The organism is Ruegeria sp. CI1 (assembly GCF_056536925.1).
Genome location: NZ_JBQFQP010000003.1, coordinates 310,096 through 329,847, shown reverse-complemented (window position 1 = coordinate 329,847; position 19,752 = coordinate 310,096). Strand labels below are relative to the sequence as shown.

Sequence of the window (19,752 nt, the reverse complement as noted above, 5' to 3'; positions counted from 1 at the left end):
CGCTGTCGAACGTAAATCAGAATGATTGTCCCCGCAACGGATCACAAAAGCTTCGGCTGCTTCCATGTCAACGAGGGGCGATTGGCGCATTACCCACTCGCACAGGCGACCGTTTTTTTGCCTAGCAGGCCTTCAGGCGGTCTTTCGTTCTGTCCCACAGCGAACAGCAACTTCGTCCCGCAACTCTGCCGTTCAACAGATTTCAGCGAACGTCCGCTGCCGTTCAATGCAGACCTTCAGGCGAAATTCCTCGGAATGACCACCAACAATGACCGCTATCCATTCCTAAACCGTCATCTGACTGAAAGACTCAGATGATCGCATCGAGCCCCGAAGGAGACCCATAAGGATTTTGTTGCGCGCGCTTGCAGCGCGACGCCCTGCTGCACTGCCGAATTTCTCACGCTGCACGGCAGAAGGAATTGCCGACATTCAGGCAGCGCGCAGCGAGTTTTCGATGGTCAATGCCCGGGTCGCGGGACGAAGCGGCCACTTTCAGCTACGATCTACGACGGCGAGCAATCCAACCTAGGCCTACGAGGCCACCGAACAGAAGCGGCAGGGAAGCTGGTAGAGGAACAGGGGCGATGGGCTGGTCATAGAGTGCAAATGCCCGGTCTCGCAGAGACGGACTAACGCAAAATTGCGCATCAGGGACACCACCACAGCCTGTTATCCAGCTTGAATACCCGTGCCAAATAGCCGGTTGGCTTCCACCACCATTTTCCGTCGACGTCCACTCCCAAACTGCCGAGGTGTTGGAGTCATTCTCAACAATAGAAATCCAGTAGTCTCCAGCCGTGAGAATAAGCGGCGCCAAGTTTGCGGTGTAACTATACACGAGCCGCCCGTCTCCAGAAGTCGTAATCCCTGTTGAGAAGCCGATGACGTTCAGTGTCTGCGAAAAAAGGGAGCTACCTAATGGAAGATAGCCGCTCCCGTCGTCAGAGAATATCCTCAGCTCAAAGCTCGTGGTGCCAGGAAAAGTTTCATCTTGACTGTAGTTGCCCCACCACTGGACGCTTCTAACCGTTGCATCGGATGTCAAACTGAAATCATCAGCCACTTGCTGATCGGAAGAGCCAGCCGCCGGGTCATTGCTGCCTAGACCTGCGTAGGGTGAAAGTAAGTCATTCGCGGTAAGTGTGGCCGCCCCAGAAGCACCAGCCGTACAAACCATCGCGATCGCCAGTGCAGCAAGCAAATTCTTCATATGAAACCCCTTAAGCACATTTTCCCACTTCACCACAGGCCAACCGAACGAGTCAATCCGGCAACAGGTTGTCCGATCATCGCGGCCAGAATCGCCATTCGCTGCAATATGTTCTTCCGTCCGCCTTGGGCTCGGTGCGGTCATCCGACTAGTTCGGTCGAATGACTGCTTTGAGTGTTAACCAGTCAGTGCCCAATCAATGGATCAATTTCTGTAGTTCTTTATCTGTGCGAATTATCTCGTTGATGGTTTTGCGCATTTTTTCGGCCTTTCGTGATCTATCTCCGTGCTTCCATGACGGATGGCTTGGCCCTGCAGCGTGTCCGCCGCGCGCGCCGTGAACACGACATACAGTCCAACCTTGAACTGCTGGCGCCTTACATCGCCCACCTGTGGACTTGGCCGTAGCAACGCATCTGGGGGCGTCTCTTAGCCGTTTTGTGGGGTCCATGAGGTTGTCGTTACTTTTTTTCATCGCCCCGCCCCCCTGTGTGGACGTTTCCAACAATTGCCTGACCACCTTCTTTAACCTCAACGCGTTCAACCCGGACGGTTTGATCCGCCTTGGAGCGATACCGCTTTAGGGTTTCAACCTGGCTGGTGAAAGTGCGCGCGAGTTTATTAAGCGCCCGTTCCGCTGAATCTTGCTGCGGGAGAGTTTTTGCGTGGTTCAGGCGCCGTGCCATCATCATCGTAGCCTGGTGGACCGCACCCATTTGGATCGCAAGCATGGCTTCGATCTCGTCCTGCGGCTTAACCCCAGCAACAACCGACATTACGAAGTTCGATGCCGTCTCGGAAACAGATCTATCCTGTTGCCCGAGAGTTGCGACTTGATCCATGACACCTTCGAAGAACCTGTAGTCTGCTGTGCCTAGCTCATGCATTGCCAAAGCACACGCTGCGTTTGGGTCTTTCCCTTTGTGGCCGACTGTAAGCCTTCGCGTTTCCTCTTCGAAGTCCAGCTTGATATCCGGGGCCCGGACACGTGATCTCTTTCGCTCCCTCAGATCAGCAATCGCATTGACTTCTGCCTCAGTAAGTTCGGAGTCCTTTCTCTGAATTTCGCCGCCTCGGTCTTTCTGTGTCTTGCTCATGCCTGCCTCGCTTAACAGGGAGTGGTTAGTATTAGTGTTCCGTTTCAGAACCGAAGGACCGACGAGAAATCGGCCTGACGGGTTCTGAATTGGAACCATGAGAGGTCTTTGGGTTCTCAAACGGAACCACAGAGGATGCTGACGGGTCCGTCTCAGAACCGCGTTTTGTTTTTCTGGGTTGCCAGAGCCGCCAATCATTGGTGGCTGCTTTCTTTCCGGAACGGGTTTGTGTGGTCTTGGTCGTTAGCCGCCACTCATGGGCGCGCCGGTGATACCAGTTGCCTTCCTGCTCGAGCACAAGGAAGCCTTTGTCCTGCAGATCCTCGAAAGCGCGTTGAACGGTGGCCTTGCCCAATCCGAGAATTTCCGCCGCCTCGTTCATCGACAGAAACACTTTGCCATTGTTGCCACCGTTGAAGCGGGTGTGAAGCTCCAGCCAGAGCTTCACTGCAGGTCCGGATAACGTCCGCCATGCCGGAGATTTGATCATCGCATAGGGCAGCGGAACATATTGGCCCTCATCCGACCGCTTGCCTTTGGGGGATCGGCGCCTATTCATCGCGACACGTCCGCTGGAAGCGCTCGGGCAATTCCTCCAATTCCGGGATATCGAAGCCTATATGCGCCCGGACGAGCCGGGTTAGGCCGGATTTGGACACACAGTACCCAAGCGTGTCCCAAGCCGCTCCCCCGGCTGGAAATTGGGGTCTCTGGCGCTGAAACAGCCATTGGATACCATCCCTGCAGACGGCGACGCGGTAGAAACCATGGCGAAACAGCTCACCGCTGTAGTTCTCAGCAGTTTCCCGATGATCAGTTCGGGAAAGGGGGCCGTCTTCCAGCCCGCTTTCATAGCTTTGGTTGCGCGACTTGGAAAAGGACATATCAGCCATGCTCGATCCGACCTTTCCGCACGATCACCCGTTCGACCGAGTGGCTCTGGGGCGACCAGTAATACCGACGCTCGTTTTGTCTTGCCGGCACGGGACATCCTGTGGCATCAACTTGACTTGCTAGGGTGGCAGTTGATGTCACTGGAAAAGCCCCATCTCCGCGCTTGGAGTTGGGGTTTTTCATTATGCAGCCTCGTTGTTGGGGTCGGTGCGCCGGGTCGCCAGCCAGTCGTTCAGATCAGCGCCATGATAGGCGATCCGCCGACCGATGCGGATAAAGGCCGGACCACACATGCGGTGGCGCCATTGAGCCAGCTTCTCGCGGTTTCCCAGCAATTGCATTTCAGGATCTTCTGGGAAATAGACCCGGTCGTCATTGAAGACGTTTGCCATCGTTGAAATCCTCTTGGATCAGTTGCGATGGCTCCCGATTATGGGCAGCTTTGCTGAAGTGTCACCAGACTTTTACCGGCGCTTAAGCGTCTTCCTGAAGCGAGAAAACGCTTAGGCGTTTTTTCTAAAAACGGCTTCATACCTTGATTTGAAGGGTTCTTCTGAACGTAACGCCGTTCCATAGTCTGCATGAGTTTTTTGCGACTTTGGGAAGCCCTTGTGTTTTGCAACTGACTTTTCCAGGGCTTGCTCGACAATTCGTTCTTCACTGATCAAGCCGACCGCGCCTGAAAGCTGCTCAATTTGTTGCATCAGAATCTCAAGGTTTGCCAACCTTCGAGTGCTAGAAGCCTTTCCGCCACTCGAACCAGCCTGATCGTATTGTTGATTCCTATTCACAATTTGGGCTTCAAATTGGAACTTCCATCTATAATGCTCAACCAGACGCCCCAGTTTCACAGCATCCGCAATGTACCTTTTTATCCAAAAATTGCGCATCTTTCCATTGAGCGGATTTTCGGGAGAACAATCATCTTCGCTTGAAGTCTCGATTTGCTTGATGGCATAAGAAATCTTCCTTGAGAGAGCCAGAGCATGACGTTCAAACCAGCGTTTCGTGTATGGGTATTGTGCGCTCTCGATCCATTGTTCAAAGCTTGGTCTATCTTCAAACGAGGAATTGAAGGCATCTTCGTTCTGAAAATGGCCGAAATAGCGTTCTGTATATTCCGAAATTACTTCTTTTCGCTTTTTCTCGAAGTACGCTTGGATTTTCATAAAATTGAATCCGAAAGGTATCGACCAAAACGTCTCCGAAGACCAATTTGTTTCCTTGAAGAAGCCGGAGTCGTCCATGTTCTCGGATTGCGTGACCGATCGGACGCTTTGATCGTCAAAATAACTCCGGCTCGAAACATAGACGACGTCTTGAGACAAAGGATTTGTGTGAAAAAGGTCTCCCATTTCGACTTTCTCTAGTTTCAAACCAGGGAGGTAGTCGTCCTTGAAACCATCTTCTAAGGCTTCCTCGAGCTCTGTCATTTCTTGCTGGGATAACTTTTCGCTCATATATGATTTATCCACTCAAATTGAGGCCGCGAACATGACGTGACCATAATTGGGTCAACTCTCGCCGCCTTTCCAACATATCCGACCGGGCGTAGGCACGCTCCACATCAGACCCAACCTGATGGGCCAAAGCTGTCTCTGCCAATTCACGTGGCGCGTTCGCAGCCTCTGCCGCCCAGTCCCGAAACGAACTTCGGAAGCCATGCACGGTGACGCCATCCTGCCGCATCCGGCGCAGCAGCATCAGCATGGACATGTTCGACAAGGGCTGATGCCGCTTTTGCCCCTCGAACACATAGTCTGAGGCCAAAGCGCGCAGCGGCTCCAGAATGGCCAGCATTTCTTCGGTGAGAGGCACACGGTGGACCTGTCCGCCTTTCATGCGCGCCGCCGGTATGGTCCACAGCCGCGCATCGACGTCAACCTCGGGCCATTTCAACTCCAGCACTTCAGAGGTCCGGCAGGCGGTCAGGATGGTGAACTGCAGCGCCTTGGCGGCCATGGCTGAGCGGGTCTGCAACTCGGCATAGAACGCGGGCACCTCCTGCCACGGCATCGCGTCATGGTGCTGAACTTTGGCTTTGAAGGTGGGCAGCACCTTACCTTCGCGGATCGCGGTCACCGGGTTCTCGCCCGAGCGGAAGCCCTTGGACTTTGCCACGTCGAGCACTGTCTTGATCCGTTGAGACAGCCGCTTCGCCGTTTCTTGTTTCTCGGTCCAGATGGGGGACAGGCACATCAGCACTTCAGGTTGATCGATGCTGTCGACCGGCATACGGCCGATCTTGGGGAACGCATAGTCGCGCAAAGTGTTGAGCCACTGCTGCCCATGCTTGGCATTCTTCCACGTCGGTAGGCGGTCAATGTGAACCTGTCGGCTGAGCTCTTCAAAGGTCGGGATTTCTCGCTGGGCATTGAAACGCGGGTTCAACCCGGACTTTGCCATTCGTCGATACTCGAGAGCTCTTTCTCGGGCTTGGTTCAGAGTGACAACATCAGCGCCACCCAATCCAAAATCCGTGCGCAGCGGAGCGCCCTTGCGGTTTTTCTGTCCCTTGACCGTTACGCGCACGATCCAGCGCCGCGCACCAGAGGGATCAACAACAAGATAAAGACCAGAACCATCGCCATGCCGACCCGGGCCTAGATTTTCTACCAGCTTCTTTGTCAGCTTCCCGCTGAGCGCAGCCATGGCAATACCACAAAATATACCACTCAACGAAAGTGTACTGGTATAGTCGGATAAAATCCAACGAAACCCGCCAACGCGGCTACAGTCATAAAACACAGAGGTTTGAGAAACCTAGTGTGTCTCATCGGAATTTTGGAAAATTACCAAGTGGCGGACCGAGGAGGATTCGAACCCCCGACCCCTTGATTCGTAGTCAAGTACTCTATCCAGCTGAGCTATCGGTCCACTTGGTGAGGGGCTGTTTAGACGCAGCATCGGGGGGGCGCAAGCCGATTCTGCAAAAAACTTTCAAAAAACCCGATCGCCTCTGGGAAGCCTTATTTCAAAGGTCGTTCCCTCCGTTCCGGTCTCTTTCAGCACCAGCTCGCCGCCATGGCCCCGCACGATTTCGGAAGAAATCGCAAGGCCCAGCCCGGTGCCGCCCTTGCGCACGCCGCCCTGAAACGGCGTGAACAGATTCTCCCGCGCCTTGGGCGGCAGGCCGGGGCCGGTGTCGCGCACCTCGATGCACCAGTCCGTTTCATGCTCGCAGGCGGCGATGGTGATGATGCCCGGTTTTTTCGCCGCCTCCAGTGCCTGACGCGCGTTGCGCACAAGGTTCATGATCACGCGGAACATCTGCTCGGGATCGGCGCGGATCACCAGATCGGCGGGCATCTCGTTGACGATCTCGATACAGCCCTCCTCGACCGCCAGCCGCTCGCTGGCGGTGACATCCTCGGCCACGTCGTGAATGCGCACCATGGTCAGGGCGGGCGCCGGTTCTTCCGCCCGGCCAAAGGCCAGCGTGCCCTCGCACAGGGACACCGCCCGGGTGATCGAGTTCACCAGCTTGGGCGCCATGCGCCGCACCAACGGGTCTTCGCTGGCCTCGATCCGGTCGGTGAACAACTGCGCCGAGGTCAGGATATTGCGCAGGTCATGACTGACCTTGGCGACAGCCCCGCCCAACTGCGCCAGCCGCTCACGCTGCTTCAGGGCCTGCGTGATCTGGGTCTGCAGCATCTGCAGCGCTTCTTCGGCTTCGCGCAGTTCGGTCACGCCCGCGTGGGGCTGGATGATGCCACGCACGTCCTCTGGCGCGCGGGCATAGCGCTGCATGTATCCGACAACCCCCTTGATCGGGCGCACGATAAAGGCGCGCACAGCCAGGAACAGGAAAAACGCGGTGATGATCGAAATGACCAGTGACAACCAGAAAATGCGCACGCCGTAATCGATCATCGCCATGCGCAGCGGCTTGGTCTCCATGGTGACTTCGATCAGCAATCCCGCGCCGCGCACTGGTTCGCCGATGACACGGATGATCTCGTTTTCCGGCTGGATCAGGCGGGCCATGGCGTCGCGGATCAAAACCCAGGCCGAAGCCGCCCGCAAATCATAGGTATCCGTGACCTCACTCGGGATCGGCGATGACAGCATCAGTTGCCGCACCTCGTCGCGCCGAAGAACCACGTTGAAAACGCCGGCATTGACCAGCAGTTCCGCCTCAAGCTCTTCGGCCAGCATGTCATCGGCCAGCAGCGCCAGCGAGGCGATTTGCGCGCGCTCCAGCCGGGTGAGCAGGAAATCCTCGCGGAAGCGCGCAATCGACGGGACAAAGATCAGAACTTCGGCCAACATGACGAAGACCGTGGTCAGGATCAGAAACCGGCCGGACAGCGAGTTCAGCATACGCTCCTTTTCCGGTCAGGGCACCCAGCGCTGGACCAGCCCGACCAACCGTTTAACCGTTTGATTCTCAAACAGCCTTGGCGAGAAATAAGCCCCCGCCACCCGTTTGTTAAGCTCTCCGATTGTCGGATAGGGCGAAACCATCGCGGCAATTTGGCTCATTTTCAGGTTATTAGCCAGCGCCAGTGACCACAAGTTAATCAATTCACCGGCCTGGTGTCCGACGATTGTAACCCCTACAGGACGACCACCGACAACCATCACCTTGATGAAACCCGTCGTTTTTCGCTCCGCCACCGCCCGGTCATTGTGGCGATAATCAAAGCGGACAACCTCAAGCTTTTCGCCATGAATATCCTTGCCTTGTGTCTCTGTCGGCCCGATCTGCGCCAATTCCGGCTCTGTATACGTCACCCAGGGAATATGGGCCGTCTTCGCCTTGGACGGCAGGCCGAACAGGGCCGAGCGGATGATCACCCCCGCATGATAACCGGCTACATGGGTGAATTGCAGCCCGCCCGCCACATCGCCAATGGCATAGACTCGGCGGTTCGTCGTGCGCAGCCCGGTGTCCACTTTGATCCCCGCCCCCTCTGTTTCGATCCCGGCGGCCTCCAGATTCAGCTGCGCGATATTCGCCTTGCGCCCCACCGCCAGCAACAGGTGGGTGCCGCGATGGATCTCCCCCTCCTGCGTGACGACCTCGACCGCGCCCGCCGCGCCCCGGACCTGTGCGACGATGGCCTGTTCGACAATTTCGACCCCCTCGCCCCGCAGCGCCTCCAGCACCACAGCGGCGGCCTCGGGATCATCCTTGCCCAGCGCCCTCAGCCCCTCGATCACCGTCACCTTGCAACCCAGCCGGACATGCGCCTGCGCCATTTCCATGCCGATGGGACCGCCGCCGATGATCAACAGATGGTCGGGTTTCTCGCGCAACTCGAATATGGTCTCGTTGGTATCGTAAGGAACAGCGTCCAGTCCCGGTATCGGCGGCACCAGCGGCGACGACCCCGTCGCGATCACCACCCGCCGGGCCGCGATCACATGGCTGCCCGCCTGCACCTCGGTCCGAGAGATGAACTTCCCGTATTCCCGGATCACCCGAACACCGAATCCCTCGAACCGCTCCTGGCTGTCCATCGGTTCGATTTGCGCAATGACGTCGCGGACGTGATCCTTGGCTGCGGCATAGTCCACCTGTGGCGCCACATCCGCGACCCCAAAGGTCAAGGCATGCGACTGCGCATGGGCGGCCTTGCCGCTGGCAATCAGCGCCTTCGAGGGCACGCAGCCGAAATTCAGGCAATCGCCGCCCATCCGGTGCCCTTCCAGCAGCACCACATCGGCCCCCATCTGCGCCGCGCCTGCCGCCACCGACAACCCGCCCGACCCTGCGCCAATGACCAGCAAGTCGGTCTTGATCCTGTTCATGCCTCAGACCTCTTTGCGGCCACGGACGGCCCTGAACACGATGGGCAGCGCCGCCAGCGCGCACAGTCCCAGAATCGGCCCGATCACGAACGGCTCCCACAACAGCGAGATATCCGGCGTGCCGCCCCGGTCAAAGACACCCCCCAGCCCGACGCCGATCCAGGTATAGACGATCCCGCCGGGGATGATGCCCAGCGCCGTGGTCAACAGGAAATTGCGGAACTTCACGCCCACCAGCGCCGGCACCAGGTTGGCCACGAAAAACGGCACCACCGGAACCAGCCGCAACAGGAACAGCACCGGGATCTCGTTTTCCCGCAACCCGTCCTTGAGCTTTCTGACGGTGCCTTCGGATGCCTCCAGCCGCGCGGTCAGCGCCTGCCCCAGCCCCCACCGGGCCGCCAGAAAGATGGCCGAGGCGCCAATCGTCGCCGCAACGACATTGTAAACCGTCCCGGCAAACAGCCCGAACAGGAACCCGCCGGTCATCGACGCCACCGCCGCCCCCGGCAGCGAAAATGCCACGATCAGGACATAGGCCGCCATGAACGACGCCACCAAGGCCCAGTAATTCGCATCGCGCCACGCCAGCAGCGCCTCGCGGTTGTCGCGCAACGTCTCGAAGGTCAGGAAATCGCCCAGCGCGAAAAAGCCGATGACGGCCACGGCGAGAATCACCAATAGCGGCACATGCCGCACCAGCCCGCGCCGGGGCATCTGGGTTGCATCACTCATCTGATTGTTTTTGCCTTTTTTCATTCGCCCCCAACATGCGCTGCGAAAGTGAAAAGCAACAGGGGCCTCACGCCGCCTTGAACTTTATGGCGGCAAATGTGAGTGTTTCGGGCCTTGTTCGCTGTTTTTGAAACCTCCCGCACCGGTCGCCGCTGATTTTGTTGCAAAAGAGGTCGAAAACACCGCCCAAGGGGTTTGACTTGCCCCCGACTTGCCAGTAGAGGACAGGCTTCGAACACCCGGGCAGGCGAATCCGCGCCGCACCCCGACCGCCAAAGATTGGAGACGGAGCGATGAAACGCACCTATCAGCCTTCGAACCTGGTTCGCAAACGCCGCCACGGTTTCCGCGCACGCATGGCCACCAAGGCAGGCCGCAAGATTCTGAACGCACGCCGCGCGCGTGGCCGCAAGTCGCTGAGCGCATAAGCCCTCAACGACCGACGTTCTGACGCACATGACGCCGCCGGAGGCCCCTGAGGATGGCATCGACCACCCCGGGGAAACGCCCCCGGCGGCGTCCGTTTGCGCGCCCGTCACCCTGACCGTGCTGCGCAACAGATCCGATTTCCTCAAAGCCGCCGGCGCCCGCAGGCAGGGCACCTCGACCATGATGGTGCAGGCCCGCAAACGCAGCCCCGACGAAGGCGGCGAGGGCATTCGCGTGGGCTTCACCTGCTCCAAGAAGGTGGGCAACGCCGTGGCCCGCAACCGCGCCAAGCGACGCCTGCGCGAAGCGGCGCGCGCGGTGCTGCCCGAAACCGGGCGTCCGGGCTGGGACTACGTCCTCATCGGCCGCGCCAACGAGACCGGCACCCAGCCCTTCGAAACACTCCTCGGCGATCTCCGGCGCGCGCTGCGTAAACTGCACAGCCCGCCCAGATAATCCCGCCTATCTGCCGTGGCTGCGGTCATACCCGTTCAGGCCGGGGCTCTGCCATCCCGCCAGCGCGCCATCTGCAGGCGCGAATACCTCGACCAGCATCGGATAGCAGGCGGCAGTGTCCGAGGAATGCTCTGACGAACAATCGCCACCCGGACAGGCGCTCAGATTGCCCAGCACATCGATCTCGGCAAAAAACTCCAGGTAATCGCCGGGCCGCACCGGCGAGGCCTTCATGAAATACTGCCCGGTATCGCGGGTGAACCCGGTGCACATGAACACGTTCAGCACGTCGTGAACATGCAGTTCGGCCTCGGCCAGCGGTATGCCCAGATGATCGGCCAGCGCCCGTGTCAGGTTGGAATGACAGCAATGGTGATACTGCGTCCCGGCCAGCAGATTGCCGGTATAGGGATCGCAGCGCGTGCCGATCACGTCATGCACCGAACCGCCGAATGCGTCGATTCCGTACCAATCCAGCGTGTCCTCGATGATGGTGGCCATCGGACGCATATGGGGCAGGCTCGACCACAACCGCTCTCCGGTGGTGACATGGGTGCCGTGCAACGCGCGGGTCTTGCCCGAAAAAAACCGCTCGGACAGATCGTGCAGATTCCACAGGTTGAAATCCCCCACCTGCGGCCCCTCGATCGAGGTGATGCGAAAGAAATGCCCGGCAGGCACTTCGAAACAGGCGGCATCGCGCGGCGGCACCACCACCTCGGCCGTCTTGGTCGCCGTCGCCCGCGCCGCCCGGTAAAGATCCAGATCGGGCGCGGGCAATGTTTCGGGCGGATAGCAGATCACCGGCGCCACGGCGCGGCGGGCAACGGCATCAGAAGGGGCATTCGTCATGGGGCACCTGTCACGGGTTTTCCGCACATAAAGCCCCAGTCAGACCCCGGAGGCAAGACGGCCCCGGCCCCAGGTCCGAAAATTCAGATCGCAATCACATCCAGCGGTGGAAACCCGTTGAACCCGACCGACGCATAGGTCGAGGTATAGGCGCCGCAATTGCGGATCGTGATCCGATCACCGCCACGCAGGCCCAGCGGCAGATGCACCAGTTTCTTTTCATACATCACGTCGGCGCTGTCGCAGGACGGCCCGGCCAGAACACAAGGCCCGGTGGGCTCGTGATCCCGCTCGGTCAGGAACTGATAACAGATCGCCTCGTCCATGGTCTCGGCCAGACCCGAGAACTTGCCGATATCCAGATAGACCCATCGGTGCAGATCGTTGTCCGACTTGCGCGCAACCAGCAGCACCTCGGCGGCAATCGCACCTGCCTCGGCCACCATGCCCCGGCCCGGCTCCGCCATGATGTGCGGAACCTCGCCAAAACGCTCGGTCACCAGCTTGATGACCTCGGCGGCGTACAGCTCGGGCGCATCCACCTCGGTGCCGTAATAGGCCGGAAAGCCGCCGCCGATATTGAGCAGGCTCAGGTCGTGTCCCGCCGCGCGGGCGGCGTGCCAGACGGCGGCGACCTGATCCAGAACCGGCACCCACATTTCGGCCCGGCGGGTTTGCGACCCGACATGGAACGACAGACCAATCGTACCCAGACCAAGCGCGCGCGCATGGTCCAGCACCGCAATCGCCTTGTCGGGTGCACAGCCGAACTTGCGGCTCAGCGGCCAATCGGCCTGCGTCGCCTCGACGATCATGCGGATATAGACCCGCGCGCCGGGCGCATGCTCGGCGATCTTGTCCAGTTCGTCTTCGGCGTCGGCAGCAAACAGGGTGATACCCGCGTCATGCGCCCACGCGATGTCGGTCGGCTTCTTGACGGTGTTGCCGAACGAAATCCGCTCAGGCCCTGCACCGGCAGCAAAGCACATTTCGATCTCGGCACGCGAAGCCGCGTCAAAATTGCTTCCTGCGCGGGCAAGCGTTTCCAGGATCGCTGGATGCGGATTGGCCTTGACGGCATAGTGGATCCAGGCCCTGCCCAAACCCTGCGCCAGCGCCGCGAACTGACGGGCAACCGCATCGGTGTCGATCACCAGCGTCGGGCGGTCAAATCGGTTGGTCAGAATGAAGGATTCAGCGCGCGACAGAGTCGCATCGCCACGGGCAAAAAGCCCGGTTACGAGAGCGTTCATGGTCATCTCCAACAGGCGCGGCGCGGTGACCGCGAAGCTAAGGTGGAGACGTTACCGTCGCTACGTAACCATAGGGAGCAGCCCTTACGACAGAGGCGCGTGCGTTGGCGTCTTTAATCGCCATATCGGAGTCTTGCGAACTCATTGCAAGAAAAAAGATCGGGTCCAAAATAAATTTTTGCCGCGCCCGCAAATTCTTTGTCGCCCCGACAACGCATTTGTACAAAACGGAACATGACCCCTTTGAAACCGGTACAATCCGGACAGTTCGAGGCCTAGTCACGCGTCCGCAAACATGCCTTGGGCGAATCCTGACCCGCCACGCGCGCCCCGCAAAACGCGCAGGTCCAGCACCCTTCGGCCCGGTGCTGCCGCCATCGGCAATCACGCGTCAGCGAAGTTGTACGCGCCCGCCAGACGAAATAGGCAAATACCCCAAGGGCAAGAAGCAATAGCAGAACCGGCATACCCCAGACATCTGCCCGGGGCCTCGCCGGAACGCAAGCCTTAGGTTACGCGGCGTTTGCGTATTCGAACAGATCGGGCTCACGCGAAACGGGCGGGATTTCCTTTTCCGGAGTGTAATATGCCCATGCCTGCTCCAACAGTTTCAGGGCCTCGTCTGCCGGGAATTTTCTTTTTTCTTCAACGGCTTTCATGGGTGTCGTCCTTCTCAAGGTCAACCATCCCTCCCCGCTTCGACATTAGGCCCGCGAACGGCGCAAATCACCCCATCTCTTTGCATTCTGGACATGCACGGACCGCAAGGCTGACCTCAATGGATCAGCATATCGCCCGCAAGACCCAGCGCGAAACCCATCACGCCACCAAGGGCCGGCGACCAGCTTCCCTTGCTTCTCGCCTCAGGTGCGATGTCCTGAAACAGCAGGTACAGAATACCGCCAGCGGCAAAGATCATGATCGCGCCCAGAGTTTCCGGATCGTTGGACAGAAAGTGGAAACCAACTGCCGCACATACCGGCCCCAATGCCGCAAGGCCCAGAAAAATAACGATAATCTGCACGCTCGACACATGACTGTTTTTCCAGATGTCGCGAAATGCCGAAAACCCCTCGGGCAGGTTTTGAAGGAAGATCATCGCCGCCAGCAGCTTGGCCGTTGCCGCCTCGACGGTCAGCAAAGCGCCCAGCGCCATCGCTTCGGGCAGGAAGTCGAGCAGCATCGCCAGCAACAAGGCACCGGTCCCCCCCTGCCGCTCAAGGTGCTTGTCGACTGCATAGAAGGTCAGCCCACCGCCCAACAGAAGCGGAACGGCAAAAAAGACGGGCAAAGCTTGCGACCCTTTCGGCACCAGTACAAGCGCAACCGCCGATAGCAAAGCACCACCTCCAAAGGCCGTGATGCCATGCAGAACCCGGTCTTTCAGCTGCAGATCGCTGATATGTTCATAGCGCGCCAAAGCTCCGCCCAAAGGCATCGCGAGGCCAGCAAAAAGGGAAAGCAACAATGCGTATGTCAGCGGCGTCATACCGCTGACACTAGGCATCTCAAACGGTGCGTTCCACCATCATTTTCTTGATCTCCGCAATCGCCTTGGCCGGGTTCAGACCCTTGGGACAAGTCTTTGCACAGTTCATGATCGTATGGCAGCGGTAAAGCTTGAATGGATCTTCCAACTCATCCAGACGCTCCCCCGTTGCCTCATCCCGGCTGTCGATGATCCAACGATAGGCGTGCAAAAGCGCGGCGGGGCCAAGATAACGATCACCGTTCCACCAATAGCTGGGGCACGAGGTCGAGCAGCTGGCGCACATCACGCATTCATACAGCCCGTCCAGTTTCTTGCGGTCCTCTATCGACTGCTTCCACTCCTTGGCCGGACGGTTGGTCTTGGTTTCCAGCCACGGCATGATCGAAGCGTGCTGGGCATAGAAATGCGTCAGATCCGGGATCAGGTCCTTGACCACCGGCATATGCGGCAGCGGATAGATCTTCACGTCGCCCTTGATCTCATCCATGCCGTAGATGCAGGCCAAAGTGTTTATTCCGTCGATATTCATCGCGCATGAGCCACAAATGCCTTCGCGGCAGGAGCGGCGGAAAGTCAGCGTCGGATCGATCTCATTCTTGATCTTGATCAGTGCGTCCAGAACCATCGGGCCGCATTCGTCCATATCGACGAAATAGGTATCCACGCGCGGGTTTTGACCGTCATCCGGGTTCCAGCGATAGATCTGGAATTTCCGCACATTGGTCGCGCCTTGAGGCTTGGGCCACGTCTTGCCCGTGGTGATCCTGGAGTTCTTGGGGAGGCTGAATTGAACCATGATCTGTCTCCTTAGAACGTCCGCGCCTTGGGCGCGATTTTCTTGAGGCTGATGCCGCCTTCTTCTTCGGTGGTCAGCGGATCAACGATGACGGGACGATAGCTGAGTTCGACCTGGTTGCCTTCAACCCGGCTGACTGTATGCACCCGCCAGTTCTCGTCGTCGCGCGTGGTGAAATCCTCGTGCGCATGCGCGCCGCGGCTTTCCTTGCGCGCCTCGGCACCGACGATGGTGGCCAGCGCGTTGGGCATCAGGTTGGTGAGTTCCAGCGTTTCCATCAGGTCGCTGTTCCAGACCAACGACCGGTCGGTGACTTTCAGGTCGTCCAACTTGGCTGCGATGGCGGTCATCTTCTCGACGCCTTCGGCCATGGTTTTCGAGGTGCGGAACACTGCCGCGTCCGCCTGCATGGTCTTTTGCATCTCAAGCCGCAGATCGGCGGTTGCGACGCCTCCGCTGGCATTTCGCAGCCCGTCGAACCGATCAAACGCCTTGTCGACCGACGTCTGGTTCAACACCGGGTTCGGCGCCTCGGCATCGACGACCGTGCCAGCGCGAATCGCGGCGGCACGGCCAAAGACCACCAGGTCGATCAGCGAGTTCGAACCCAGGCGATTGGCGCCATGTACCGAAGCGCAACCCGCCTCGCCCACGGCCATCAGGCCAGGCACGACGGCGGTCGGATTGTCGGAGGTCGGGTTCAGCACTTCGCCCCAATAGTTGGTCGGAATGCCGCCCATGTTGTAGTGCACGGTCGGCAGAACCGGGATCGGTTCCTTGGTCACGTCCACTCCGGCAAAGATCTTGGCCGATTCCGAGATACCTGGCAGACGCTCTGCCAGAGCCTCGGGCGGCAGGTGGGAAAGATTCAGGTGGATGTGATCGCCATCCTTGCCCACGCCGCGGCCTTCGCGGATTTCCATGGTCATCGAGCGGCTGACATAGTCACGCGGCGCGAGGTCCTTGTACTGAGGCGCGTAACGCTCCATGAACCGCTCGCCTTCGGAGTTGGTCAGGTATCCACCTTCGCCCCGAGCACCTTCGGTGATCAGGCAGCCCGAACCGTAAATGCCGGTCGGATGGAACTGTACGAACTCCATATCCTGCAGGGCCAGTCCAGCACGTGCCACCATGCCGCCGCCGTCACCGGTGCAGGTATGCGCCGAAGTGGCCGAGAAGTAGGCGCGCCCATAACCGCCGGTCGCCAGCACCACCATCTTGGCATTGAAGACATGCATGGTGCCGTCGTCCAGCTTCCAGCAGACAACCCCCTGACATTGCCCGTCATCGGACATGATCAGATCGATGGCGAAATACTCGATGTAGAACTCGGCGTTGTTCTTGAGGCTCTGGCCATAGAGCGTGTGCAGGATGGCGTGGCCGGTCCGGTCGGCGGCGGCACAAGTCCGCTGCACCGCGGGGCCCTCGCCGAACTCGGTCGTGTGACCGCCAAAGGGGCGCTGATAGATCTTGCCCTCTTCAGTGCGGCTGAAGGGTACGCCATAATGCTCCAGCTCATAAACCGCCTTGGGCGCGTGGCGGGCCAGGTATTCCATCGCGTCGGTATCGCCCAACCAGTCCGACCCTTTGACGGTGTCGTACATGTGCCATTGCCAGTTGTCCGGCCCCATATTCGACAGCGAGGCGGCGATCCCACCTTGTGCGGCAACCGTGTGCGAGCGGGTCGGGAAAACCTTGGTCACACAGGCGGTGCGCAGGCCCTGTTCGGCCATGCCCAGCGTCGCCCGCAGACCGGCACCGCCAGCGCCGACAACGACCACGTCATATTCATGCGTTTCGTATTCGTAAGCAGCCATGTTCTTTCAGCTCCGGTCGTTAGAGGGCGATGCGCGCGATAGCAAAAAGGCCGGTCGCGGCGGCGGCATAGGACAAGCAGATCACGCCGATGATCAGAATTTTCTGCGTCAGGCCATGGACGTAATCTTCAAGCATCACCTGCGCGCCGTCAGCAAAGTGCTTGAAGCCGACGAGCAGCGTCAACGCCGCGACGATGGCCGGGAACGGGCGCGAGAAGTAGTCCAGCACTGCATCATGTGGCTGACCCAACATCGGGCCAAAGGTAAAGACGAACAGTGGCACAAGGATCAGCAGAGCCACCGAGCTGACTTTCATGGCCCAGAAATGAGCGGTTCCGGCTTTCGCGGCCCCCATGCCAACGGCACGTTTGCGGTCGGTAAGATAACGCATCATCGGCCTCCGTTATGCGATGACCAGAAGGGTCAGGATGGTCAGGACGAACGAGCCGATCACCACAGCCCATCCCAGCTTGTAGGCGGTCGGGATGTCCAGGCCGATTGCGTTGTCCCAAACCAGATGCCGGACGCCGGCCAGAGTGTGATACCACAGCCCCCAAAGCGACAGCGCCATGACTATGTCACCCAGCAAAGACGTGATCACGGCATTGGCGAATGCGTAGTACTCGGGCGAGGTCGCGGCGGCGAGGAACCACCAGACGATCAGCAGCGCCGCAACGATGAGTGCGTTTCCGGTGATGCGCGTCAGAATGGACGTCACCGACGTCAGCTGCGGCCGGTAAATGCTCAGGTGCGGTGAAAGCGGGCGGTTGCCCCGATTGACATCGGCCATTGTGGCTCCTTTCAGGTTGGTTGAGAGAGTTTTTACCCGATTTTCCGAATCTGTCACGCGCTGCAGGTGCAAAAAGATCAGAAAAAGCGATCAATTCTGCGGATATTGCATGTTTGTGATCACGCGGACAATCTGTGTGATCACGTTGCCCCCGCCGGAGCGGGAATGTGAGCGATATCAAGCAACCGCCATTGTGATCACGAATCTTGTCTTGTCACCGAAACGCGGTTTGTTGGGTAACTTCGCGCAGCAATTTCTTCCGGATGCGCTCGGGATAATCCCGAAAGCCCCCGGCTGTGACGACAAAAGCACCTTCGCCAATAATGACGTTTTCGTAAAAGTAAGCGGTCAAGTCTGGCTCGCTTTCCTCAATGGCAATTGCATTGACCGTAATGCCCAATTCGCGCAAACCCTCATGCGTTTTTGTCGGTTCAATCCCTTCGTTGGAAACCCCATCCCCCGAAACATCAATCAACAGCCGCGAGCAATCCCGAACTTCGGCAAAGGTCGCCATCGTCGCTTCCAGCGCCTCACCGATCGCGGTCGAAAAATTTCGCCAGATGCGGGGATCGTTTTCCACATTCCGCGCAAACGCCTCAAGGGCTTCGAAACTGTCAACGCTGGTCCAGGGGATCGTGACCTGCTGGCGGGACGCGCCTGTCCACTGGATCAGCATCAGTTGCGCCTCGGCCCGCACCAGCGCCTCGGACACTACCGGGTCGCGCAAGCCTTCGGCCAAGCCGTCCATCTGAAGGCGGTATTCCCGAGAATCAACGGAACCAGAAACATCCACAGCCAAGGCCAACGCCAGATCGCAGGCCGCCGCTGGCGGCGCCAGAACAACACTGAAAGCAATGCAGCGCAGAACGTTCATGCCCCCAGCCTAGCACGGAAAATCCGCGTTGGGATCACATGACTGTCAGGTTCCCGATGTTACTTTGGCATCAACGCCCAATAGTCCAGATCCAACAGCACCTCGGGGCGATATTTACCCTCGTCGGTTTTCAGCGCAAACGCCTCGCCACCCTTGGTCGCCACCAGCCGCAGACGGATTGCACCAACGCCGGGCGCGCCAGTGTCCGCCTTGTCCAGAACTTCGGTCCAGGCTTTTACCGTGTCCCCGGCAAAACACGGATTGGCGTGCGCGCCGCCGTTCAGACCCACAATCATCTGGGCATTGGCCAGACCGTTGAAAGACAAGGCGCGCGCCATCGAGATGACGTGACCGCCATAAATCAGGCGGCCTTCGGGACGGAAAGTCAGGTCAAAATGCACCTTGGCGGTGTTCTGCCACAACCGGGTGGCGATCATGTGTTCGGCTTCTTCGATGGTCACGCCATCAACATGGTCGATTTTTTCCCCGACTTCATAGTCGCCCCAGCGATGCGGTTCGCCCGCCAGGTCGAAATCGTAGGTCGAGAAATCCAGCCCTTCTGGGATCACCAGCCGGTCGGCAGGCACGACCTTGTCAAGCTCCGGTACCACGGTATCCGGTGCGGGGGCGTCAAGGTTCGATTTGCGCACCATCACCCAGCGGACATATTCCATGACCACCTCGTCGCGCTGGTTCAGCCCGCGCGTGCGCACCCAAACCACCCCGGTTTTGCCGTTCGAGTTCTGCTTGAGCCCGATCACTTCGGACACAGAACGCAGCGTGTCGCCTGGCCAGACCGGTTTCAGCCAACGCCCCTCGGCATATCCCAGATTGGCGACCGCGTTCAGCGACACATCTGGTACTGTCTTGCCAAAAACCACATGGAACGCCGCCAGATCATCGATCGGGCTTTGCGGCAGACCGCAGGACTGTGCAAATGTGTCCGACGAGTAAAGCGCGTGGCGTGCTGGGTAAAGCGCGTGGTACAATGCGCGCTCCCCCCCCGATACCGTGCGTGGAACCGCGTGGATCAAGGTTTGCCCGACGGAATAATCCTCGAAAAAGCGGCCCGGGTTGGTCTTCGCCATCATTGCTGCCCCAGTTTCATTGCCGGAGAATAGTCGGCCTCGACATCCTTGGTTACTGCCTGCGCGCAACGCATGACGTTGTTTGCAGGGTCAAAGGCATAGGACGGAGACCCATGCAATTCCCACCCCTTGGCCAATGCATCCGAAACCTTGTGACAGAATGCTGACGTGTCCTCCTCGGTCAGGAGGCGATAGAGCTTCGACAT

General features: G+C 59.0%; 23 protein-coding genes and 1 tRNA gene. 2 read left to right on the top strand and 22 right to left on the bottom strand.

Annotation, left to right across the window (positions count from 1 at the left end):
* Window positions 1–499: 499 nt before the first annotated feature.
* The 11 genes from ACR0LZ_RS05450 to ACR0LZ_RS05400 form a co-directional block, all read right to left on the bottom strand.
* On the bottom strand, window positions 500–1,213 hold the full coding sequence (locus ACR0LZ_RS05450; protein WP_480748756.1) for a DUF7901 domain-containing protein: 714 nt from the start codon (window positions 1,211–1,213) through the stop codon (window positions 500–502).
* A 461-nt stretch (window positions 1,214–1,674) separates the two neighbouring features.
* Window positions 1,675–2,310: a hypothetical protein gene (locus ACR0LZ_RS05445; RefSeq protein WP_480748755.1), complete on the bottom strand. Its 636-nt coding sequence runs from the start codon at window positions 2,308–2,310 to the stop codon at window positions 1,675–1,677.
* Between the two features lie 31 nt (window positions 2,311–2,341).
* Window positions 2,342–2,869, bottom strand: a complete 528-nt coding sequence (locus tag ACR0LZ_RS05440) for a helix-turn-helix domain-containing protein (RefSeq protein ID WP_480748754.1) — start codon at window positions 2,867–2,869, stop codon at window positions 2,342–2,344.
* On the bottom strand, window positions 2,862–3,203 hold the full coding sequence (locus ACR0LZ_RS05435) for a hypothetical protein (protein WP_480748753.1): 342 nt from the start codon (window positions 3,201–3,203) through the stop codon (window positions 2,862–2,864). The genes ACR0LZ_RS05440 and ACR0LZ_RS05435 overlap by 8 nt, the downstream gene beginning before the upstream one ends.
* 183 nt (window positions 3,204–3,386) lie before the next feature.
* On the bottom strand, window positions 3,387–3,596 hold the full coding sequence (locus tag ACR0LZ_RS05430; protein WP_480748752.1) for a MerR family transcriptional regulator: 210 nt from the start codon (window positions 3,594–3,596) through the stop codon (window positions 3,387–3,389).
* A 111-nt stretch (window positions 3,597–3,707) separates the two neighbouring features.
* Window positions 3,708–4,664 carry a hypothetical protein gene (locus tag ACR0LZ_RS05425; RefSeq protein WP_480748751.1) on the bottom strand — a complete coding sequence of 319 codons (957 nt, stop codon included), beginning with the start codon at window positions 4,662–4,664 and terminating at the stop codon, window positions 3,708–3,710.
* Between the two features lie 7 nt (window positions 4,665–4,671).
* Window positions 4,672–5,856 carry a tyrosine-type recombinase/integrase gene (locus ACR0LZ_RS05420; protein WP_480748750.1) on the bottom strand — a complete coding sequence of 395 codons (1,185 nt, stop codon included), beginning with the start codon at window positions 5,854–5,856 and terminating at the stop codon, window positions 4,672–4,674.
* A gap of 148 nt (window positions 5,857–6,004) precedes the next feature.
* A tRNA-Arg gene (locus tag ACR0LZ_RS05415) sits at window positions 6,005–6,081 on the bottom strand.
* Window positions 6,082–6,144: 63 nt separating this feature from the next.
* Window positions 6,145–7,530: a sensor histidine kinase gene (locus ACR0LZ_RS05410; protein WP_480748749.1), complete on the bottom strand. Its 1,386-nt coding sequence runs from the start codon at window positions 7,528–7,530 to the stop codon at window positions 6,145–6,147.
* Window positions 7,531–7,545: 15 nt separating this feature from the next.
* Entirely contained in the window at window positions 7,546–8,964 is a 1,419-nt protein-coding gene (locus ACR0LZ_RS05405) for a dihydrolipoyl dehydrogenase family protein (protein ID WP_480748748.1), read from the bottom strand.
* A 3-nt stretch (window positions 8,965–8,967) separates the two neighbouring features.
* Complete coding sequence (locus tag ACR0LZ_RS05400) at window positions 8,968–9,699, bottom strand: TVP38/TMEM64 family protein (protein WP_480748747.1); 732 nt, start codon at window positions 9,697–9,699, stop codon at window positions 8,968–8,970.
* Between the two features lie 293 nt (window positions 9,700–9,992).
* Here ACR0LZ_RS05400 and rpmH point away from each other — a divergent pair, with 293 nt between their 5' ends.
* Both rpmH and rnpA read left to right on the top strand, forming a co-directional pair.
* Window positions 9,993–10,127, top strand: a complete 135-nt coding sequence (rpmH, locus tag ACR0LZ_RS05395; protein WP_005980833.1) for a 50S ribosomal protein L34 — start codon at window positions 9,993–9,995, stop codon at window positions 10,125–10,127.
* A gap of 28 nt (window positions 10,128–10,155) precedes the next feature.
* Window positions 10,156–10,584 (top strand): ribonuclease P protein component, encoded by a 429-nt coding sequence (gene rnpA / locus ACR0LZ_RS05390; RefSeq protein WP_480748746.1) that lies wholly within the window; start codon window positions 10,156–10,158, stop codon window positions 10,582–10,584.
* A gap of 6 nt (window positions 10,585–10,590) precedes the next feature.
* On the opposite strand, the gene ACR0LZ_RS05385 is transcribed toward rnpA, so the two are convergent.
* The 11 genes from ACR0LZ_RS05385 to ACR0LZ_RS05335 form a co-directional block, all read right to left on the bottom strand.
* Complete coding sequence (locus ACR0LZ_RS05385) at window positions 10,591–11,436, bottom strand: urea carboxylase-associated family protein (protein ID WP_480748745.1); 846 nt, start codon at window positions 11,434–11,436, stop codon at window positions 10,591–10,593.
* Window positions 11,437–11,519: 83 nt separating this feature from the next.
* Window positions 11,520–12,689, bottom strand: a complete 1,170-nt coding sequence (locus tag ACR0LZ_RS05380; protein ID WP_480748744.1) for a type III PLP-dependent enzyme — start codon at window positions 12,687–12,689, stop codon at window positions 11,520–11,522.
* 512 nt (window positions 12,690–13,201) lie between these two features.
* Entirely contained in the window at window positions 13,202–13,348 is a 147-nt protein-coding gene (locus ACR0LZ_RS05375; protein WP_480748743.1) for a hypothetical protein, read from the bottom strand.
* A 116-nt stretch (window positions 13,349–13,464) separates the two neighbouring features.
* Complete coding sequence (locus ACR0LZ_RS05370) at window positions 13,465–14,178, bottom strand: ZIP family metal transporter (RefSeq protein WP_480748742.1); 714 nt, start codon at window positions 14,176–14,178, stop codon at window positions 13,465–13,467.
* A 19-nt stretch (window positions 14,179–14,197) separates the two neighbouring features.
* Window positions 14,198–14,977 (bottom strand): succinate dehydrogenase iron-sulfur subunit, encoded by a 780-nt coding sequence (locus ACR0LZ_RS05365; RefSeq protein ID WP_480748741.1) that lies wholly within the window; start codon window positions 14,975–14,977, stop codon window positions 14,198–14,200.
* A gap of 11 nt (window positions 14,978–14,988) precedes the next feature.
* Window positions 14,989–16,794 carry a succinate dehydrogenase flavoprotein subunit gene (gene sdhA, locus ACR0LZ_RS05360; RefSeq protein ID WP_480748740.1) on the bottom strand — a complete coding sequence of 602 codons (1,806 nt, stop codon included), beginning with the start codon at window positions 16,792–16,794 and terminating at the stop codon, window positions 14,989–14,991.
* 19 nt (window positions 16,795–16,813) lie between these two features.
* The gene (gene sdhD, locus ACR0LZ_RS05355; RefSeq protein ID WP_480748739.1) at window positions 16,814–17,185 is read right to left on the bottom strand and encodes a succinate dehydrogenase, hydrophobic membrane anchor protein; all 372 of its coding nucleotides are present in this window, start codon (window positions 17,183–17,185) and stop codon (window positions 16,814–16,816) included.
* A gap of 12 nt (window positions 17,186–17,197) precedes the next feature.
* Window positions 17,198–17,584 carry a succinate dehydrogenase, cytochrome b556 subunit gene (sdhC, locus tag ACR0LZ_RS05350; protein WP_480748738.1) on the bottom strand — a complete coding sequence of 129 codons (387 nt, stop codon included), beginning with the start codon at window positions 17,582–17,584 and terminating at the stop codon, window positions 17,198–17,200.
* A 214-nt stretch (window positions 17,585–17,798) separates the two neighbouring features.
* Window positions 17,799–18,458: a DUF1194 domain-containing protein gene (locus ACR0LZ_RS05345; RefSeq protein ID WP_480748737.1), complete on the bottom strand. Its 660-nt coding sequence runs from the start codon at window positions 18,456–18,458 to the stop codon at window positions 17,799–17,801.
* A gap of 59 nt (window positions 18,459–18,517) precedes the next feature.
* Window positions 18,518–19,546: a MaoC family dehydratase gene (locus ACR0LZ_RS05340; protein WP_480748736.1), complete on the bottom strand. Its 1,029-nt coding sequence runs from the start codon at window positions 19,544–19,546 to the stop codon at window positions 18,518–18,520.
* Window positions 19,546–19,752 (bottom strand): DUF1737 domain-containing protein, encoded by a 207-nt coding sequence (locus tag ACR0LZ_RS05335; protein WP_480748735.1) that lies wholly within the window; start codon window positions 19,750–19,752, stop codon window positions 19,546–19,548. The genes ACR0LZ_RS05340 and ACR0LZ_RS05335 overlap by 1 nt, the downstream gene beginning before the upstream one ends.

Coding starts and splice junctions, on each gene's coding strand:
- ACR0LZ_RS05385 (WP_480748745.1), bottom strand. CDS start 11,436: ATGACGAATGCCCCTTCTGATGCCGTTGCCCGCCGCGCCGTGGCGCCG.
- ACR0LZ_RS05380 (WP_480748744.1), bottom strand. CDS start 12,689: ATGAACGCTCTCGTAACCGGGCTTTTTGCCCGTGGCGATGCGACTCTG.
- ACR0LZ_RS05435 (WP_480748753.1), bottom strand. CDS start 3,203: ATGGCTGATATGTCCTTTTCCAAGTCGCGCAACCAAAGCTATGAAAGC.
- ACR0LZ_RS05335 (WP_480748735.1), bottom strand. CDS start 19,752: ATGTCGAAGCTCTATCGCCTCCTGACCGAGGAGGACACGTCAGCATTC.
- ACR0LZ_RS05365 (WP_480748741.1), bottom strand. CDS start 14,977: ATGGTTCAATTCAGCCTCCCCAAGAACTCCAGGATCACCACGGGCAAG.
- ACR0LZ_RS05450 (WP_480748756.1), bottom strand. CDS start 1,213: ATGAAGAATTTGCTTGCTGCACTGGCGATCGCGATGGTTTGTACGGCT.
- ACR0LZ_RS05400 (WP_480748747.1), bottom strand. CDS start 9,699: ATGAGTGATGCAACCCAGATGCCCCGGCGCGGGCTGGTGCGGCATGTG.
- ACR0LZ_RS05445 (WP_480748755.1), bottom strand. CDS start 2,310: ATGAGCAAGACACAGAAAGACCGAGGCGGCGAAATTCAGAGAAAGGAC.
- ACR0LZ_RS05440 (WP_480748754.1), bottom strand. CDS start 2,869: ATGAATAGGCGCCGATCCCCCAAAGGCAAGCGGTCGGATGAGGGCCAA.
- ACR0LZ_RS05425 (WP_480748751.1), bottom strand. CDS start 4,664: ATGAGCGAAAAGTTATCCCAGCAAGAAATGACAGAGCTCGAGGAAGCC.
- ACR0LZ_RS05345 (WP_480748737.1), bottom strand. CDS start 18,458: ATGAACGTTCTGCGCTGCATTGCTTTCAGTGTTGTTCTGGCGCCGCCA.
- sdhD (WP_480748739.1), bottom strand. CDS start 17,185: ATGCGTTATCTTACCGACCGCAAACGTGCCGTTGGCATGGGGGCCGCG.
- sdhA (WP_480748740.1), bottom strand. CDS start 16,794: ATGGCTGCTTACGAATACGAAACGCATGAATATGACGTGGTCGTTGTC.
- sdhC (WP_480748738.1), bottom strand. CDS start 17,584: ATGGCCGATGTCAATCGGGGCAACCGCCCGCTTTCACCGCACCTGAGC.
- rpmH (WP_005980833.1), top strand. CDS start 9,993: ATGAAACGCACCTATCAGCCTTCGAACCTGGTTCGCAAACGCCGCCAC.
- rnpA (WP_480748746.1), top strand. CDS start 10,156: ATGACGCCGCCGGAGGCCCCTGAGGATGGCATCGACCACCCCGGGGAA.
- ACR0LZ_RS05375 (WP_480748743.1), bottom strand. CDS start 13,348: ATGAAAGCCGTTGAAGAAAAAAGAAAATTCCCGGCAGACGAGGCCCTG.
- ACR0LZ_RS05340 (WP_480748736.1), bottom strand. CDS start 19,546: ATGGCGAAGACCAACCCGGGCCGCTTTTTCGAGGATTATTCCGTCGGG.
- ACR0LZ_RS05420 (WP_480748750.1), bottom strand. CDS start 5,856: ATGGCTGCGCTCAGCGGGAAGCTGACAAAGAAGCTGGTAGAAAATCTA.
- ACR0LZ_RS05405 (WP_480748748.1), bottom strand. CDS start 8,964: ATGAACAGGATCAAGACCGACTTGCTGGTCATTGGCGCAGGGTCGGGC.
- ACR0LZ_RS05430 (WP_480748752.1), bottom strand. CDS start 3,596: ATGGCAAACGTCTTCAATGACGACCGGGTCTATTTCCCAGAAGATCCT.
- ACR0LZ_RS05410 (WP_480748749.1), bottom strand. CDS start 7,530: ATGCTGAACTCGCTGTCCGGCCGGTTTCTGATCCTGACCACGGTCTTC.
- ACR0LZ_RS05370 (WP_480748742.1), bottom strand. CDS start 14,178: ATGACGCCGCTGACATACGCATTGTTGCTTTCCCTTTTTGCTGGCCTC.